General features: G+C 49.7%; 15 protein-coding genes and 1 tRNA gene. 12 read left to right on the top strand and 4 right to left on the bottom strand.

Annotated elements, in window-relative coordinates:
* Window positions 1-28 precede the first annotated feature (28 nt).
* The 3 genes from DWB84_RS15565 to nadB all read right to left on the bottom strand — a co-directional run bounded on the left by DWB84_RS15565 (window position 29) and on the right by nadB (window position 2,428).
* A complete protein-coding gene (locus DWB84_RS15565; RefSeq protein ID WP_187410729.1) occupies window positions 29-496 on the bottom strand; it encodes a methylglyoxal synthase in 468 nt (155 codons plus the stop codon).
* 101 nt (window positions 497-597) lie between these two features.
* A tRNA-Arg gene (locus tag DWB84_RS15570) sits at window positions 598-674 on the bottom strand.
* A 128-nt stretch (window positions 675-802) separates the two neighbouring features.
* The gene (gene nadB, locus DWB84_RS15575; protein WP_370589732.1) at window positions 803-2,428 is read right to left on the bottom strand and encodes an L-aspartate oxidase; all 1,626 of its coding nucleotides are present in this window, start codon (window positions 2,426-2,428) and stop codon (window positions 803-805) included.
* Window positions 2,429-2,672: 244 nt separating this feature from the next.
* On the opposite strand from nadB, the gene rpoE reads away from it, so the two are divergent.
* From rpoE to recO, 10 genes are all read left to right on the top strand, one after another.
* Window positions 2,673-3,257: an RNA polymerase sigma factor RpoE gene (rpoE, locus tag DWB84_RS15580; RefSeq protein ID WP_187410841.1), complete on the top strand. Its 585-nt coding sequence runs from the start codon at window positions 2,673-2,675 to the stop codon at window positions 3,255-3,257.
* A gap of 45 nt (window positions 3,258-3,302) precedes the next feature.
* Entirely contained in the window at window positions 3,303-4,022 is a 720-nt protein-coding gene (locus DWB84_RS15585) for a sigma-E factor negative regulatory protein (RefSeq protein WP_187410731.1), read from the top strand.
* Window positions 4,023-4,161: 139 nt separating this feature from the next.
* Window positions 4,162-5,037: a MucB/RseB C-terminal domain-containing protein gene (locus DWB84_RS15590; protein WP_187410732.1), complete on the top strand. Its 876-nt coding sequence runs from the start codon at window positions 4,162-4,164 to the stop codon at window positions 5,035-5,037.
* Window positions 5,038-5,071: 34 nt separating this feature from the next.
* Window positions 5,072-5,512, top strand: coding sequence for a SoxR reducing system RseC family protein (locus DWB84_RS15595; RefSeq protein ID WP_255429034.1), 441 nt, complete (start codon window positions 5,072-5,074; stop codon window positions 5,510-5,512).
* Window positions 5,513-5,632: 120 nt separating this feature from the next.
* The gene (lepA, locus tag DWB84_RS15600) at window positions 5,633-7,432 is read left to right on the top strand and encodes a translation elongation factor 4 (protein WP_187410734.1); all 1,800 of its coding nucleotides are present in this window, start codon (window positions 5,633-5,635) and stop codon (window positions 7,430-7,432) included.
* 11 nt (window positions 7,433-7,443) lie between these two features.
* The gene (gene lepB, locus DWB84_RS15605; RefSeq protein ID WP_187410735.1) at window positions 7,444-8,304 is read left to right on the top strand and encodes a signal peptidase I; all 861 of its coding nucleotides are present in this window, start codon (window positions 7,444-7,446) and stop codon (window positions 8,302-8,304) included.
* 31 nt (window positions 8,305-8,335) lie between these two features.
* Window positions 8,336-8,755, top strand: a complete 420-nt coding sequence (locus DWB84_RS15610; protein WP_187410736.1) for a DUF4845 domain-containing protein — start codon at window positions 8,336-8,338, stop codon at window positions 8,753-8,755.
* Window positions 8,742-9,434, top strand: a complete 693-nt coding sequence (gene rnc, locus DWB84_RS15615) for a ribonuclease III (protein ID WP_187410737.1) — start codon at window positions 8,742-8,744, stop codon at window positions 9,432-9,434. Before DWB84_RS15610 ends, rnc begins: the two co-directional genes overlap by 14 nt.
* A complete protein-coding gene (gene era, locus DWB84_RS15620) occupies window positions 9,424-10,320 on the top strand; it encodes a GTPase Era (protein ID WP_187410738.1) in 897 nt (298 codons plus the stop codon). The genes rnc and era overlap by 11 nt, the downstream gene beginning before the upstream one ends.
* Before the next feature lie 13 nt (window positions 10,321-10,333).
* Complete coding sequence (gene recO, locus DWB84_RS15625; RefSeq protein WP_187410739.1) at window positions 10,334-11,011, top strand: DNA repair protein RecO; 678 nt, start codon at window positions 10,334-10,336, stop codon at window positions 11,009-11,011.
* Window positions 11,012-11,025: 14 nt separating this feature from the next.
* Here recO and DWB84_RS15630 read toward each other — a convergent pair whose 3' ends face one another.
* Complete coding sequence (locus tag DWB84_RS15630; RefSeq protein ID WP_187410740.1) at window positions 11,026-13,857, bottom strand: response regulator; 2,832 nt, start codon at window positions 13,855-13,857, stop codon at window positions 11,026-11,028.
* A gap of 207 nt (window positions 13,858-14,064) precedes the next feature.
* Between DWB84_RS15630 and cysM the strand changes: the two genes are divergently transcribed.
* The gene (gene cysM / locus DWB84_RS15635; protein WP_187410842.1) at window positions 14,065-14,958 is read left to right on the top strand and encodes a cysteine synthase CysM; all 894 of its coding nucleotides are present in this window, start codon (window positions 14,065-14,067) and stop codon (window positions 14,956-14,958) included.
* 69 nt (window positions 14,959-15,027) lie between these two features.
* On the top strand, window positions 15,028-17,271 hold the full coding sequence (gene relA / locus DWB84_RS15640) for a GTP diphosphokinase (RefSeq protein ID WP_187410741.1): 2,244 nt from the start codon (window positions 15,028-15,030) through the stop codon (window positions 17,269-17,271).
* Window positions 17,272-17,312: the final 41 nt, after the last annotated feature.

Below are 17,312 nucleotides of genomic sequence, written 5' to 3' on the forward strand. Positions count from 1 at the left end.
TCCCATCGAGAAGTTGCCGAGCTTTTAATTATTCAAGTGTACGAATGCGATCTGATAGGTAGTCGTCGTAGTCTGGAATTTGCCGGCTATAGGCTTTATCAATCCAGTGAGATTGCAGAATAAAATCCGCCGAGGCGGGATTGCAGGCAACGGGAATGTTCCAGGCTGCCGCAAGTCGCAATAACGCTTTGACATCCGGATCGTGCGGCATAGGCTCGAAAGGATCCCAAAAGAAAATCAGGATATCGATAAAACCTTCCGCTATTCGTGCGCCGACCTGCTGATCGCCTCCCAGAGGGCCGCTGATAAATTTGTGTATCGGCAGTCCTAATTTTTTTTCCAGCACAAAACCGGTCGTTCCTGTGGCAAATAATTCGTGCGCGCCCAGGGCGGATGCGTTATTTACGGCCCATTCGGTGAGTTCGTCTTTTTTGTTGTCGTGAGCGATCAACGCAATGCGTTTTTTGGCTGGCAGAGGAGAGGCTTTATAGTGCATGAGAGAGGCTCCATGTCGAGCTGCTGATAGCAGTCAATTTAAAATAATGGTGAGCCGCAAATACAAATGAAAAAGCCCGCAATATGCGGGCTTTCCTAATATGGCGCGCTCGAGAGGATTCGAACCTCTGACCGCCTGGTTCGTAGCCAGGTACTCTATCCAACTGAGCTACGAGCGCGCTGTCTTCAGCAGTAGTAGCGCTGAGGCCGCGTATATTAGGGATAGCTTTGTATAGAGTCAACACCAAAATTAAATTTTCTTAAAAAAAATTTTGCCGCCAGAACATTAACGATTACGAATTAATCACTAATGGCTCACCACTATGTTTTGATCGGCAAAATTTCCCGGTACAAGAATAGTATCTATAGCCAAATTCGACGTATCCGGGTAATCCAACGAATAATGTAAGCCGCGACTTTCTTTGCGCTGCATGGCGGAGCGGATGATTAATTCGGCAACCATGGCCAAATTGCGCAATTCGATGAGGTCACTGCTGACCTTGTAGTTGGAGTAATACTCGTGGATCTCTTGCTGCAACAACTCAATGCGGTGCTTGGCGCGCTCGAGGCGTTTATGGGTGCGGACGATGCCAACGTAGTCCCACATAAAGCGCCGCAATTCATCCCAGTTGTGGGAAATCACCACATCTTCGTCGGAATCAGTCACCCGGGATTCATCCCAGCTTTTGGGAGCAGCTGGCGGGGCAGTGTCGGGCAGAGTGGTGAGAATCGTTTGGGCTGCGGACTGGGCGAACACTATGCACTCTAGTAGCGAATTGCTGGCCATGCGGTTGGCGCCGTGCAAGCCCGTAAAGGACGTCTCGCCAATGGCGTACAGGTTTTTGAGGTCGGTCTCGCCGTTGGTGTTAACGACGACGCCGCCGCAGGTGTAGTGAGCTGCGGGAACCACGGGGATAGGCTGGGTGCATATATCTATGCCGTACTTCAGGCAGTTCTCATACACGGTAGGAAAGTGTTGGATGATGAACTCTTTGGGCTTATGACTGATATCCAAATGGACGAACTGCGAGCCCAAGCGCTTCATCTCGTGGTCGATTGCGCGTGCCACCACGTCGCGGGGGGCTAGCTCGGCCAACTCATGGAATTTGGGCATAAAGCGCTCGCCGCCCGGCAGTTTGAGAATGGCTCCTTCACCGCGCAGCGCTTCGGTAATGAGGAACGACTTGGCACTGGGGTGGTAGAGGCAGGTGGGGTGGAATTGGTTGAATTCCATATTTGCCACCCGACAGCCGGCGCGCCAAGCCATGGCGATGCCGTCACCACTCGCGCTATCTGGGTTGCTGCTGTACAGATAAACCTTGCTGGCACCGCCAGTGGCCAAAATAACGGCTTTGGCAGTGAAACACTCAACCTTGTCCAGGTTGCGGTTAAAGACGTAGGCACCTACGCAGCGCAGTTTTCGGCTTTGCGGGTCAGGCTGGCGAATCAAATCCAGCGCGATCATATGTTCGAGCAGAGTGATGTTCGGATTGCTTTGCGCCTTCTCCAGCAAAGTCGTATGGACCGCCTTACCGGTTGCATCTGCACTATGGATTATGCGTCTGTGGCTGTGGCCACCCTCGCGAGTGAGATGGAACTCTTCGGAACCTTCGCTGCGCGTGAAATCCACTCCGAGATCGACCAGCCAATCAATCGCAGCTTTGCTATTTTTTACAGTGAACTCCACTACGTCAGGGTGACAGAGTCCGCCACCGGCTGCGAGTGTGTCTGCCACGTGAGATTCAATAGAATCTTCTGTGTCCAGAACGGCGGCGATACCGCCCTGAGCGTGCCAAGTCGAGCCGGATGTCAGGGTGCCTTTGCTCAAGACGGTGACGCGGGCGGCGTTGGCCAGAGAAAGGGCCAAGGTTAAACCTGCCGCACCGGAGCCAATAACCAATACGTCGCAATTATGGATATCTGTCTGGGTCACGAATGTTCCTTGCCTGTACAATTTTTGTTGATATTCTACGCCATCGATTCGCGGGCTGATCAGCTTCGGTTGAACTTTTCTTGCGTCGATCATGTCTAGTGTGTCATCGGAATACGCCAGCTTCACAAAATCTGGCGAAGCACAAACCACAATGCCACGGTTTTGACTGATGGCTTACATGGGTGACACGATGCCGCTACCGAACTCTGCAAAGATTGTTGATTTCAAGATTGGGGATTCCGGAATGTTAAAACCGCCCGCGCAGGACACGGACGAGAAGCTCGTCGCGCGTGTCCAGCAAGGTGATAAGCGTGCGTTTGACCTGTTGGTACTCAAGTACCAGCACAAAATTACCGCAATTATCAGCCGTTTTGTGCGGGATTCGGCGGAAGTTCATGACGTCGCGCAGGAGGCGTTTATCAAGGCCTATCGCGCCTTAGGAAATTTCCGTGGCGATAGTGCCTTCTATACATGGATCTATCGCATCGCTGTTAACACTGCGAAGAACCATTTGGTGTCGCGAGGACGTCGTCCACCGGCAACCGATATAGATGTAGATGATGCCGAGTTTTTGAACGGTGCGGATGGCTTGAGAGACATTACCTCGCCGGAACATGAGCTGATGAAAGATCAGCTCGAGCAGGTGGTCTATAAAGCTATCCAAGCATTACCAGAAGATCTGCGCACTGCGCTGACATTAAGGGAAATGGAAGGAATGAGTTACGAGGAGATCGCAGAAGTGATGGATTGCCCTGTAGGCACTGTGCGATCCCGAATTTTCAGAGCGCGTGAGGCCGTCGACCGTCACGTTGCACCTTTAATGAACTAAGTGACCTGATCGTCATTTTCAAAAAACCGAACCTGGACAAGTACAATGACTTTGAACTCTTCCGATCAGTTGTTCGAATCTCTATCCGCTATGGTCGACGACGAAGCCAGCGAGTTGGAGATCCATAGAATTCTGCGCAGTATGGAACAGCGCCCTGAGCTTATGGAGCGGTGGCGTCGCTACCATATGATCGGAGCGGTTATGCGAGGCGAATATTTGGCAACAGCCTCCGAAACTGAAAAATTGGCAGCTTCTGTATCTGGCAGCATTACCGGGTTGACGGAAGAGACCACTTCGGTCGAAACTCGTAAAGATCCCTCTTACTCCGCAACAAAGATCTCCGGATTTAAAGATTTGGTGAGCAAAAGTGCTATAGCTGCATCTTTTGCCGCGACCTTGGTGATGGGTTTTCATTACTTAGGCAGTTCCAAAGAGAATGGTGTTGCGCCGCAGATCGCAGGGCAGCCGAATACCCCTGCGGCGGCAGAACCCGTTGCAGTCGTTGCTCAGGCGCCAATAGGTTTTGAGCTACCACTGCCGGAAGCGCGTACTGTCGGCCTGACCACGGGTTCGTTTCAGTCCCAAGCTAATGAAGTCCGCGTGCCTATGCCTGCTTATGTGGATGACATTACTGATTACGCTACGCAGGAAATGTTGAACCGATTGTTGATTCAGCATGCAGAGCGGGCGAGCGTGCATGGCAGCCTCGGCATTATGCCATTTGCTCGGGTGCACAAAATGCAGGTCGACCACCAGCCTCGATAGTGCTCGATTTTCTTTATTTGGATTTTCTTAAATGGTTCGCCATCGCTCTGGATATGCCGTGTTTTCTAAGATAACGCGGCTTTTTTGTGTCGCTCTTTTTTCTCTTCCCTGTTTAACTGCGCAAGCTCAGGAGTCTGTGATGACTTCTGTTGATGCATTGCTCGAGCGAGCATCCAAAGCCTTGCAAGAGCAGAACTATAAAGGTCGCTTTACCTACGAGTTCGGGACGACACTGGAAACCCTGGAGGTAGTTCATATAGTGCGCGAAGGCGTGGAATATGAGCGCATCACTCACTTAAACGGTCCAGAGCGCGAGTTTGTCAGAGGTGGCCGGGACAAGAACTGTGTATCCACTGGTGGTTTTCTGTTGCGCGGTGGTCTGATCAATCAAATGGGTGGCGCTGTAAGTCTTTCTCAGAGTTATCACTTTTATATTCGTGGTCGAGATCGAATTGCTGGGCGGGATGCGGAAGTTGTCCAGGCGGTACCTAAGGATGAGTATCGTTACGGCATGACCTTGGCGGTCGATCGTGAGTCGGGCTTACCTCTTATGTCTCTGACGACGGTTTCCAACAAAAGCGCGATTGAGCGTTTTCAGTTCACCGAATTAGAAGTGGGTTCCGAGGTTGAAGAGGAGGATATTTCTCCAACCGGAACAAACCACGCCAAATTGGATGGTAAAAATTTGCCCTGCGAAAAGCTGCCGCAAGCGCCGTCCATCTGGCGAGCGGGCTGGTTGCCTCCAGGATTTGTCGTGTCCCACGTTAACTCGGATAGTGAAGGCGATGTGTTGACCTACACTGACGGAATTGCTTCCTTCACACTGTTTATCAAGCCCTTATCTGATGCGTCGAGCTTTAAGCAGGGAATGGCGCGAAGGGGGGCGACTACCGCACTAATGTCAATCGTATCCACTACAGCACATCCTCTCGGGGTTGTTCTGGTAGGGGAAGTACCCTTTGCAACAGCTCAGCAAGTGGTTTCGTCAATCTCTCCTGCCGCGGGGGGACGTTGAGGTGTTGATCGAAAAGGGGCAGGTGACGCGCCTGATGCCGGCAGATGGTTCGGTATGGGTGTCGACCATACAAGCTTCGGCTTGTGATGCATGCCGGGCTAGCGCCGGTTGTGGTCAGAGGCTCATGAGCCGTCTGATAGGGAGGTCAACGGATATTCGCGCCCGGCTTGATGAATCCTCTCTAAATTTGGAGATTGGAGATCAAGTCGAAATAGGGATAGAAGAGGGAGCTGTAGTCGCAGCCTCCTTACTGGCTTATGGACTTCCTCTCTTGTCATTTGTTGTTTCTATTTGGCTGTGCGAAAGTATGGCTCTTGCTCCCATTCTTGCCGTAGTGGTTTGTTTGATCGGGCTGAGCCTTGGCTTATCTACCTCTCGTTTCGTTCTTCGTACCCGCTTTACTGCGGATTTTTTCGAGCCTGTAGTCTTAAGAAAAATTCCAGACGTCAATACCAAAGCGCTTGAACTGCAATAGGTTGCCGGCGGAGGCTGAACGTGACGCCTGCCGGGCAAATACTGTAGACTTGCGCATCCAAATTGCTTGCACTTTTTAAGCTTTAAAAAACACTTCTAAAATCAACGGGTTACAGAATCAGTGTCCGATCTCAGCCACATCCGCAATTTTTCGATTATTGCCCACATCGACCACGGAAAATCCACTTTGGCGGATCGCTTTATCCAAATGTGCGGAGGGCTTAGCGATCGGGAAATGGAAGCGCAGGTCCTGGATTCCATGGATCTGGAGCGCGAACGCGGAATCACCATCAAAGCCCATAGTGTCACCCTGTATTACAAGGCGCGTGACAATAAAACCTATCAGCTTAATTTTATTGATACCCCTGGGCACGTGGACTTCAGCTATGAGGTTTCCCGGTCTCTGGCGGCATGCGAGGGGGCGTTACTCGTCGTTGATGCAGGGCAGGGTGTAGAGGCTCAGTCGGTTGCCAACTGTTACACCGCGATAGAGCAAGGCCTCGAAGTCATCCCAATTCTTAACAAGATGGATTTGCCGCAGGCAGATCCTGAGCGAGTTGCGCAAGAAATCGAAGAAATCATCGGGCTTGATGCAACTGATGCAGTAAGATGTAGCGCAAAATCTGGAATGGGCGTCGACGACGTATTGGAACGCTTGGTTGCATCCATTCCTCCACCAAAAGGGGAAATCGACGCTCCCTTACAAGCACTGATCATTGATTCATGGTTCGACAATTACCTCGGCGTCGTATCGCTTGTCCGGGTGAAGCAAGGAACCCTGAAGGTTAAAGATAAGATCATCTCCAAGTCTATTGGCAAAGCGCATCTGGTCGATAGCGTCGGCGTATTCAACCCCAAAAGACAAGAATTGGAGTGTTTGAAAGCGGGTGAAGTAGGTTTTGTCGTCGCTGGTATCAAGGACATTCAAGGTGCGCCGGTAGGTGATACCATCACTCATGCTTCTACCCCTGATGTACCGTCATTGCCTGGTTTCAAGAAAGTAAAACCGCAGGTTTATGCCGGTTTGTTCCCAGTCAGCTCCGATGACTATGAAAGCTTCCGCGACGCTCTGGCCAAGCTGACTCTGAATGATGCATCACTGTTCTATGAGCCGGAGAGTTCCGACGCTTTGGGTTTCGGCTTCCGCTGCGGCTTTTTGGGCATGCTGCACATGGAGATCATTCAGGAGCGTCTGGAGCGTGAATATGATCTCGATCTGATCACCACTGCGCCGACGGTAGTGTATGAAGTGGTCAAAAACAACGGCGAAGTGGTTTACGTCGACAACCCTTCCAAGTTGCCCGAGATCGGCACAATCTCTGATATGCGCGAGCCGATCGTTCAAGCCAATATTCTGGTTCCGCAAGAATATTTAGGCTCGGTCATCACGCTCTGCATCGATAAACGAGGGGTTCAGAAAGATATTCAGTATCTGGGCCGCCAAGTGTCGGTATCTTACGAATTGCCGATGAACGAAGTGGTATTGGACTTTTTCGATAAGTTAAAGTCGGTCAGTCGCGGCTACGCTTCACTCGATTACAGTTTTTTGCGTTTCCAAAGCGCCAATCTTGTGCGTCTTGATGTTTTGATCAATGGGGAGAGAGTCGACGCCCTGGCGTTGATTGTTCACCGCGAAACAGCTCACTATAAAGGACGCGCATTGACGGAGAAAATGAAGGATCTGATTCCAAGACAGATGTTCGATGTCGCGATCCAGGCGGCGATCGGCGGGCAAATCATCGCTCGTACCACGGTAAAAGCGCTGCGCAAAAACGTGACCGCGAAATGTTATGGTGGTGACGTAACCCGTAAGAAAAAGTTGTTGGAGAAGCAAAAAGCAGGGAAAAAGCGCATGAAACAGGTCGGCAAGGTTGAGATTCCGCAGGAAGCATTTTTGGCGGTATTGAAGGTCGATAGCTAAGAGGACAAGTCATGGATATTAATTTGCCGCTGATATTGATGCTGGCCGTTGCCTTTACCGGGTTGGTTTGGCTGATCGATATCCTATTCTGGTCAAAGTCGCGCAAGGCAGCGATTGCGGAAGTTGAGCAGCGTCACGGCCACTTAAGCGAAGAACAGCGACAGGGGGACTCAGGTTATATTGCTGCAAGGCAAAAGGCCGCCAAAGAACCTGTGCTTGTGGAATACTCCAAGTCATTTTTCCCTATATTGGCAATCGTTTTTGTATTGCGCTCTTTTCTTATTGAGCCTTTTAAAATTCCCTCTGAATCCATGGTGCCTACGCTTGAGGTGGGTGATTTTATCGCGGTGAATAAATATACCTATGGTATTCGCTTGCCGGTATTTCGCACCAAGATTCTCGATCTCGGGTCTCCTCAACGTGGTGATGTGGTGGTGTTTTTCCCTCCTCACGAAGATCGCTATTTCATTAAAAGATTGATTGGAATGCCGGGAGACATAATCCAAATACGTGACAATGTTCTCTACGTAAATGGCGAGCCGTTACCACAAGAATTGCTGATGGAAGATCCTGTGAACCGTCACGGCTCTGCATGTTGGTCTGGGTATCAGATTGTTAATGAGACCATAGACGAGAAAAAACATTTGGTGAGAAAATGTCCAACTGCCGGTAGATCGTGGAATGACAGGACCTGGATTGTGCCTGAAGGTCACTATTTCATGATGGGAGACAATCGGGACAATAGTTTGGATAGCCGAGTTTGGCCAGATCCATTTGTACCGGATAAAAATATCGTCGGTAAGGCCTTTGCAGTGTGGATGCACTGGAATGAGGGGCTCCCAAGTTTTGGGAGGGCAGGGGCGATTAAGTAGGTTCGAAATCTGGTTTTAACGAGATAGAGTTATGAATAAGAATAAACAACTCGGTATGAATAGCCTTCTTTTATTATTTGTGCTCGCCAGTTTTGGCTTTTTTCTAACCTGCTTTTATAAGCTCGGCCCGGTGTATCTCGACAACTATTACATTGTGGAAGCCTTGCAAAGTCTCGCCGAAGGCCATCCCGATGACCTGAAGGATTTGAGCAAAGATACGATTCGGCAGGAGTTGGATAAGTTTTATACCATCAACAATGTGCGCGGTGAAGCGGCAAAGGCGTTGGCGGTTGAGCGCAAACAAGACCGAACCATCATTACCGTTGCCTATGAAACCAGAATCCCGTTTGCGCGGAATATCGATTTGGTATTGAAGTTTAACAACGTATTGGATTCCTCTCAGCCCGACAAATGTTGTTCTATTAGTGAAAAAGACAGTGCAAAAAAATAGCCGTTTCGAAGTCCTCTGCCAAAAAATTGGCTACTCATTTGTCGATCACACCTTACTGAATCATGCCCTTACCCATAGAAGCTTCAGCGGCTCGCATAACGAACGGCTGGAGTTTCTTGGCGATTCCATTCTGAATTTCACAATCGCCGAGTTGCTGTATTTTCATTTTCCAAGCTCTCCGGAAGGCGACCTCAGTCGTCTGAGAGCGGCATTGGTGCGCGGCGATACTCTGGCGGAGATCGCGCGCGAATGGGATTTGGGTAGTTACCTGAATCTTGGTGAGGGAGAATTAAAAAGCGGCGGATTTCGCCGCCCGTCGATTTTGGCAGACGCAGTGGAAGCCATTATCGGGGCTATTTATCTTGATGCTGGTATGGATACGGTAAAACGATGTGTATCCACATGGTTTAAGGATCGTCTTAATGACCTGTCTCTCACGACCGGAGAAAAAGATCCGAAAAGTCAGCTGCAAGAATGGCTGCAAGCGCGCAAAAAACCGCTGCCGCAATATTCCGTGGTGAGTATTGATGGCGAAGCTCACGATCAGTTATTCACCGTGAGTTGTACCGTGACATTATTGCCCGAGCCTACTGTTGCGACGGCGCCCAGCCGAAAAAGCGCCGAAAAAGAAGCAGCGCTTTTGATGTTGGCGAAATTGGAGAGAAATTATGAGCGATGATAAAAGCTACTGTGGATACATCGCGATTGTAGGGCGGCCCAATGTTGGCAAGTCGACTCTGCTCAATCATTTGATTCAGCAAAAAATCAGCATTACGTCGCGCAAGCCTCAAACAACTCGCCACAATATTACGGGAGTGAAAACAGTCGACAATGTGCAAATGATTTTTGTCGATACGCCCGGGATGCACAAAAAAGAATCCAATGCGGTCAACCGCTATATGAATCGTGCGGCCAATTCGGCAACGCAAGGCGTGGATGTGGTTCTCTTCGTTGTCGATCGTTTGATTTGGACGGAAGAGGACGAAATGGTGGCGCAGAAGTTAAAGGGCCAGCATGACAATGTCCTTGTGGTGATCAATAAAGCCGATAAGATCGAAGATAAGTCGACCCTGATCCCCTATATTGCTGAGCTGAATGAGCGGCTGCAGCCAGCTGCGATTATTCCGTTGTCCGCGTTAAAAAATCTGAATCTGGATGAACTGGAAAAAGCCATTCGCGAACGCCTGCCGGAGGGAGAACATATGTTCCCTCCCGATCAGATCACCGATAAAAGCTCCAGATTTTTGGCTGCGGAATTGGTGCGAGAAAAGATCATGCGCCAGCTCGGCGCAGAGCTCCCATATCAAGTAACTGTTGATATTGAAGAGTTCAAGGAAGAGAGAGGGATTTTCCATATATCCGCGCTCATTTTGGTTGAGCGGGAAGGGCAGAAGCGCATCATCATCGGCGAAGGTGGCTCTCGCTTGAAATCTATAGGTCAGGCAGCCAGGGTCGATATGGAGAAATTGTTTGACACAAAAGTGATGTTGAAACTTTGGGTCAAGGTTAAAACCGGCTGGTCAGATGACGACAGAGCGCTGCGCAATCTCGGTTATTTAGAGTGATCATGGGGGATCTATGCAGAATGCGTTTGTCCTGCATGTTCGCCCCTACACAGATTCTCGTCTACTGATCGATTTTTTTACTGAGCACGACGGGTTGATTAGAGCGGTTGGCCGAACGCCAGGCAAAAGAGATCGCGCAAAATATCAACCATTTCAACCATTGGAGCTGGAGTTTTCTGGCTCTGGTGAGTTGAAAACCTTGCGCTCCTGCGAATTAACCAATCACATCGCTTTTTCCCTGCTTGGCCACTCATTATTTTGCGGTCTTTATATTAACGAGTTGCTGTTGCGTGTGTTGCAAGCAGATGAACCATTTCCGCCATTGTTTTCTTTTTATAGCGGAGCCGTTCAGGCGCTTAAAGCAAACCCTTCGCACCAGCAAACGGAGAGTGTTCTTCGGTCACTGGAATTATTCCTGTTGGAACAGTTGGGTTTCGGAGTGGATTTTGACTCTAGCGAAACTGGGCAGCCTATTAACGAAGAGCGCTTTTATTTTTATCGTGCAGGCCATGGTTTTTGCGAGTGCGGTCAGGATTCAGGCGAGGCGATTCCGGGGCATCATTTGTCCGCTATTGACCGACGCGATTTTTCCGACGAAGCGATTTTGCGCTCCGCCAAAATTATCACCCGCGCTGCGCTGTCTCCCTTGATAGGGGAAAAGCCGCTCAAAAGCCGAGATTTGTTCCGCTAGATTTATTAACCCTGCTAGTCATCATAATCGGCAAATAGAACGTCAATATCATGCTCTTCACTCCAGCTTAGTACTGCGCGAATTTCTTGCAGCAGGCGATTTATCAGGTCGTCGATGGAAGAATATTCTTTATTGTGCAAGGCTATTTCCAATTCTTTGCTTGCTTTGCGGAGTGCGGGTACACCGCAATAACAGCAGCCGCCGTGGAGCTTGTGAGCAACTTCCAGCATTGCTTGCCAATCCTGGTCGTCCATGGTTTGTGCAATTTTTTTTGCGGTCTCAGGTAGGGATTCCAGCAACATTTTTAACATGTCCGTGGCTAAATCGGGCTTGTTTTTAGCCAAACGCATGGATTCCGACCAATCAAAAACACTGCGTGAAGGTTTTTCGGTAAATTCAAATGAGCTCGATTCGCCGGCAATTACAGGCGAGGTTGCTATTTCTGGATCTGGAGTTGCCGAGCTTTCATTTTCTTCAGTAATCCGCGGTGTTACCCAGCGTTCGATTAATCTCTGCAAATCTTCCTCGGCAACCGGCTTGCTGAGAAAATCATCCATGCCTGCGAGCAACAACTGGGTTTTTTGTTCATTTATTGCATGAGCAGTTAGCGCAACTATGGGTGTTCGAGTTTCTTTTTCCCGGCTGCGCAAAAGTTTAGTGGTTTCATAGCCATCCATGCCAGGCATTTGCACGTCCATTAATATCATATCGAAGGTTTCTTTTTCTGCGAGATCAAGCGCTTCGTAACCGCTGCTGGTGGCTTTGGCATCGACACCAAGGCCGCGGAGGAATTCGCACACCAGTTTGAGATTGGCCGGATTATCATCGACGACCAAAATGCGAATTCCGATGTGCTTCGGCGATGCAAGATTGTTTTCAATTGAAATTGGTGTACTGCCTGGATGGCGATTGCTGATATTCAACATGCTGCACATGGCTTGATGAAGCTGGTTGTGCACAATTGGGCGAACGACGATCTGCGCATTCAAGCCTGCCATATCATCCTGCAAAATCCGCTGTATCGCCGGCGGAGCCAAAACGATGGCCGGAATTTTGAAAGTCATGCGAATTCTATGAATTCCGGTGAGTAATCTTTCTCTGTCAAAATTATTTTCTTCTGTATAGGCATCAAGAATTAATAGATCGGTGGGGCGGTCCTGATGATTGGCGGCAATTACGTTCGGAATATTGTTGAAATTACTTTCCTCAACGAAGCTGACTCCCCAATTGGACAGCATGTGTGTCACTTCCATTCGGCAAACAGCGTTGCAATCAAACACAAGTGCGTTAAGGCCGTAGAGTGAATTGACAAAAGGCGATTGAGAAATTCTCTGGCGATCTATGCCGAGGCGAGCGGTAAACCAGAAGGTGGAACCTTTTTGATACTGGCTTTCAACGCCGATTTCGCCTTTCATGCGGTCAACCAAGCCTTTGGCAATCGCCAAGCCCAACCCTGTGCCGCCTTGGAAGCGACTGTCGCTGTTATCCACTTTGGCGAAAGCGGAGAACAGATTTTGCTGCTGCTCTTCCGTCAGGCCTATACCACTGTCGGCGACGCTGATTTTGATTTCGATTTGATTGTCCATTTCTCCCAGACTGATGGCTCTGACAACTATGTTGCCGTTGTGAGAAAATTTAATGGCATTGGATACCAAATTGGTTATCACTTGCCTCAGCCGCTGAGGATCTCCCAAAAGATTGCGCGGAACATTGTGGTTGATAATGGAAACCAGGCGCATGTTTTTTTCGTGAGCCTGAGGTGCGTAAATTGCGAAAACCTCTTCGATTAGCTCGCGTAAATAAACGGGCTTGTATTCCAAAGAGAGTTGACCGGTTTCCAATTTGGAAAAATCGAGAATGTCGTTGATAACCGTGAGCAGGCCCTGGGCGGACTGTTCTATGGTGCTTAAATAATCTTTTTGTTGATTGGAGATATTGGTTTTCAGGAGCAAACTGGTGAAGCCGAGAATGCCGTTAAGCGGTGTGCGAAGCTCATGGCTGGCATTAGCCAAAAATTCCGATTTTGCTCGGCTGGCCTGCAGGGCATTTTTTCTCGCAATATCCAGCTCGATATTCTGGATCTCAACAGTTTCCAATGTCTCGCGAAGTTCTTTGGTCGATTGGTCGACGTTGTTTTGCATTTCTTCATGAATGGATTGCTGCATAGCAATCATTTCGTTCAGTGCCAGGATCAGCTCGTTATAAAGTTGATTTTTACTATTGATTGGTGGAATTTCTGAGTGGTTGCTGATGGCTTGGCGCAGATCATTCAAAATTTCTTTTAACGGGGTTGTGACCTCGTTATAAAGACGCGAGCCGAAATGCAGAGTCATTAAAATCACGAGTATGGCTACCGCCATTAATATGATGGCGCCCTGATATCGGGGAATCGTGAATGGTCCGTTCAATATTCCAACGACTAACCAACTGGTTTGATCGTTAATTTTATAGGGTATGACGGTATATACCGTATTGGCGATCGTTTTACTCGTTTCAGTATCCAAAAAATCCAACTTATAAGCGGATTTTATTGGGCGCGAGAAATGGTGCGCGGATTGCTGATTGGCGTGACGCAGAGGAATGGTGTGATAAAGCGATAAATGCGATATGGTTTCTATATTCAGCAGCAATTCCGCTGCACTGACAAGTTCTTCTTGGGTGTGCTCAGGATTCTTGAGTAGGGGCAACATGGCTTCTTTGGCCATGATTGCAGTTTCATTTTTCAATGATGCGACTAGTTGGTTTTGTAAAATAACGAACCCAGCGCCCAGTATTACTGCGGCAATGAATACAGGAAAAACCCCAAGCAGAATGATTCGGCGTGTAAAAGGTCGCGTGTGAAGCATTGGTCGGTCCGATGAAAAATTACACGGTCGTTCTAATTTGTCGTTTGCCGTGAGCAGAAATCCTTTAGGCAAAATTGTGCGGCAACGAATATTTTTTATTTCAAGTCTGGATCCGGCAGGAAGCGGGCAGCCGTCAGAGCCGTTTCAAGATAACATAATCCGAGCTAGAATACGGCTCCTTTAATGCCAGTTATCCCAGTCCATTACATGCCTCACTATCCCACCATTGAAGATTTTATCGGCAATACCCCTCTGGTCAGATTGCAACGTTTGGGAAGGCGTGATGCCAATACCATTCTGCTGAAACTGGAAGGTAATAATCCTGCCGGATCTGTAAAAGACCGTCCCGCTTTGTCCATGATTCGCCACGCTGAAGCGCGGGGTGAAATTCGACCAGGTGATTGTTTGATCGAAGCGACCAGCGGTAATACTGGCATAGCCTTGGCAATGGCAGCGGCGATCAAGGGTTATCGGATGATTTTGATCATGCCGGATAACGCAACGGAAGAGCGTAAAGCGTCCATGCTGGCATATGGGGCGGAGCTGATACTGGTATCCAAAGAACAGGGCATGGAAGGTGCACGGGATTTGGCCAAGCAGCTGGAGAGGGAAGGCAAAGGTAAGGTCCTCGACCAATTTGCCAACCCGGACAACCCGCTTGCTCATTTTGAGACCACGGGTCCGGAAATTTGGCGTCAAACGGAAGGTCGAATCACCCACTTCATCAGTTCGATGGGAACCACCGGCACAATTGTGGGAACTTCTCGCTACTTGAAGCAACAAAACCCCGCCATTCAGGTTATCGGACTTCAGCCTGAAGACGGCGCTGCGATTCCGGGCATCAGACGTTGGCCTCCCGAATATCTACCGAGCATTTTTGATGATCAGAATATCGATCAAGTTCTGAATATCAGTCAGTCTGAGGCAGAGAACACCATGCGACTGCTGGCCCGTACCGAAGGCATTTTTTGTGGTGTTTCATCAGGTGGCGCAGTAGCGGCTGCTTTGAAGCTTGACCAAACACTGAATGGCGCGGTGATAGTGGCCATTATTTGTGATCGCGGTGATCGATACCTAAGTTCTGGTTTGTTCAATGTTTAGTATCACAATTGAAGCTAGTGCAACGATTCAAACTAGCATCACGATTGAAACAATGGGGTTTGTTAGGTCATGGTAAAGGTCAGAGAGGATCGGCCTCTCACTGCCGATGGCAGATTCGATATCGACGCCTGGACAACCCGGTTGATCAGCTTGGCGCAAATCGATCCCGCCGCGTCTGAGCCCGTAAAAGCGGCAGCTGTGCTCGCGGAATCGGTTGAGCATCTTCCGGGAGACAAGCTGACGGGTTGGGGGGAGAACTATTCTTCTTATAGTGCTGGTCTTGAGATGGCGGAAATCCTGGCGGATTTGCATCTCGACTATGAAACCCTCGTGGCAGCGGTTCTTTATCGAAGTGTTAGAGAGAAAAAACTCAGCCTGGACGACGTGGAGGGTCAATTTGGCCAAACCGTTGCCAAGCTGATCAGTGGTGTCGCCCGTATGGCGGCCATCAGCACCATCTCAAACCATTCCAGTGACACGGTTATAGGCCTCCAAAGCAGCGAGCAGGCGGACAATGTTCGCAAAATGCTGGTTGCCATGGTGGACGATGTTCGTATCGCCTTGATCAAGTTGGCCGAGCGGACCTGTGCGATTCGTGCGGTCAAAACCGCCCCTATCGAAAAACGCCAGCGGGTTGCCCGCGAAGTTTCCGATATCTACGCGCCTTTGGCGCACCGTTTGGGTATTGGTCATATCAAGTGGGAGCTCGAAGATCTCTCGTTCCGCTATCTGCACCCCTACGACTACAAATACATTGCCAAACTGCTCGACGAAAAGCGTATTGACCGTCAGGTCTATATCGATAACGTCATCCAGGCGCTGAAGGAAGCGCTGGCTAAAGAAGGTATTGAGGGCGCAGAAATCAATGGCCGGGCCAAGCATATCTACAGCATCTGGCGCAAAATGCGGCGCAAAAATATCGGCTTCTCGGAAGTCTACGATATTCGCGCGGTTCGCATTCTCGTCTCCAGCGAACAGGATTGTTACCGCGCATTAGGGGTGGTGCACTCCTTGTGGCGAAACATCCCGCACGAATTTGACGACTATATCGCCAACCCGAAAGAGAACGGTTATAGATCGCTGCACACTGCGGTGAAAGGACCGAATAATCGGGTGCTGGAAGTGCAAATCCGCACTCGCGCCATGCACGAAGAAGCCGAGTATGGCGTTTGTGCTCACTGGCGTTATAAAAAGAGCGACCAGGAAGGCGGCTCTGCCGGATATGAGCAGAAGATCGAGTGGCTGCGACAAGTGCTGGAATGGCACGAAGAGGTCGGCGGCAACCCGTGGGACGATCACCTGCCGCGGGGTATCGAACAGGATCGCATTTATGTCTTCACGCCGGACGGTCACGTGGTGGATCTGCCGGAAAATGCAACCGCAGTCGATTTTGCATTCCGTATTCACTCGGATATTGGCCTGCGTTGTAAGGGCGCGAAGGTCAACGGCCGAATCGTGCCTCTCAACCAGCCGCTTAAAACCGCGGATCAAGTGGAGATTCTCACGTCGAATCGGGAATCTCCCAGCCGCGATTGGCTGATTCCTGCATTGGGCTACATTACCACCAGCAAAGCGCGCAGCCGGCTGCAGGCATGGTTCAAACAGCAGGATCGCGAACAGAATATCGCGGACGGTCGGGTCCTGTTGGATCGCGAATTTATGCGCTTGGCGGTGGAGGATATTGATTATCAGCAGCTCGCGCAGAAGCTCAATCTGAAAACCTTGGATGACCTCTACGCCGCTGTAGGTACAGGTGATTTAAGCGTTGACCGGGTTGTTAATGTCGCGCAGAGACTGTTCAAGGTCGATAAACCAGAGCCGGTTATTTCTCTGGTGGGGCGTGCCTATTCGGCTGATCAGGGCGCGTCTGATATCTACATCGACGGCGTGGGTAACCTGCTCTCCCATATCGCGCAATGCTGCAAGCCGATCCCTGGTGATAGCATTACCGGTTACATCACTCTTGGCCGGGGAGTTTCGATTCACCGCCAGGATTGCCCGAATGTTCTGCAACTTGTGGCAGATGAGCCAGAGCGAATTATCAAAGTTGATTGGGCGGAGAAACCTGAGCAGTCCTATTCAGTAGATGTTTCTATAGAAGCCTTCGATCGTCATGGATTGTTGCGGGATATTACAGCGTTGTTGGATAGGGAAAAGATCAATGTCAGCGCCATGCAGACGCAATCCAACAAAAACAGAAACACGGTTGATATGTCGTTGCGGATAGAAGTCTCCAGCTTCAGCGATCTCAGTCGAGTGCTGGCAAGGCTCAGTCGCTTGCCCAATGTCACATCCGTCAAACGGAAAAATTAATTACAAACACCCGGTCTTTTGACCGGGTGTTTGCTGTTCTT

The organism is Saccharophagus sp. K07, assembly GCF_014336955.1.
GTDB lineage: Bacteria > Pseudomonadota > Gammaproteobacteria > Pseudomonadales > Cellvibrionaceae > UBA5868.

Bases quoted from the DNA above. Each gene is read 5' to 3' on its own strand.
- DWB84_RS15565 (WP_187410729.1), bottom strand. From the start codon at position 496: ATGCACTATAAAGCCTCTCCTCTGCCAGCCAAAAAACGCATTGCGTTG.
- rpoE (WP_187410841.1), top strand. From the start codon at position 2,673: ATGTTAAAACCGCCCGCGCAGGACACGGACGAGAAGCTCGTCGCGCGT.
- DWB84_RS15585 (WP_187410731.1), top strand. From the start codon at position 3,303: ATGACTTTGAACTCTTCCGATCAGTTGTTCGAATCTCTATCCGCTATG.
- DWB84_RS15590 (WP_187410732.1), top strand. From the start codon at position 4,162: ATGACTTCTGTTGATGCATTGCTCGAGCGAGCATCCAAAGCCTTGCAA.
- DWB84_RS15595 (WP_255429034.1), top strand. From the start codon at position 5,072: ATGCCGGCAGATGGTTCGGTATGGGTGTCGACCATACAAGCTTCGGCT.
- lepB (WP_187410735.1), top strand. From the start codon at position 7,444: ATGGATATTAATTTGCCGCTGATATTGATGCTGGCCGTTGCCTTTACC.
- DWB84_RS15610 (WP_187410736.1), top strand. From the start codon at position 8,336: ATGAATAAGAATAAACAACTCGGTATGAATAGCCTTCTTTTATTATTT.
- era (WP_187410738.1), top strand. From the start codon at position 9,424: ATGAGCGATGATAAAAGCTACTGTGGATACATCGCGATTGTAGGGCGG.
- recO (WP_187410739.1), top strand. From the start codon at position 10,334: ATGCAGAATGCGTTTGTCCTGCATGTTCGCCCCTACACAGATTCTCGT.
- DWB84_RS15630 (WP_187410740.1), bottom strand. From the start codon at position 13,857: ATGCTTCACACGCGACCTTTTACACGCCGAATCATTCTGCTTGGGGTT.
- cysM (WP_187410842.1), top strand. From the start codon at position 14,065: ATGCCTCACTATCCCACCATTGAAGATTTTATCGGCAATACCCCTCTG.
- relA (WP_187410741.1), top strand. From the start codon at position 15,028: ATGGTAAAGGTCAGAGAGGATCGGCCTCTCACTGCCGATGGCAGATTC.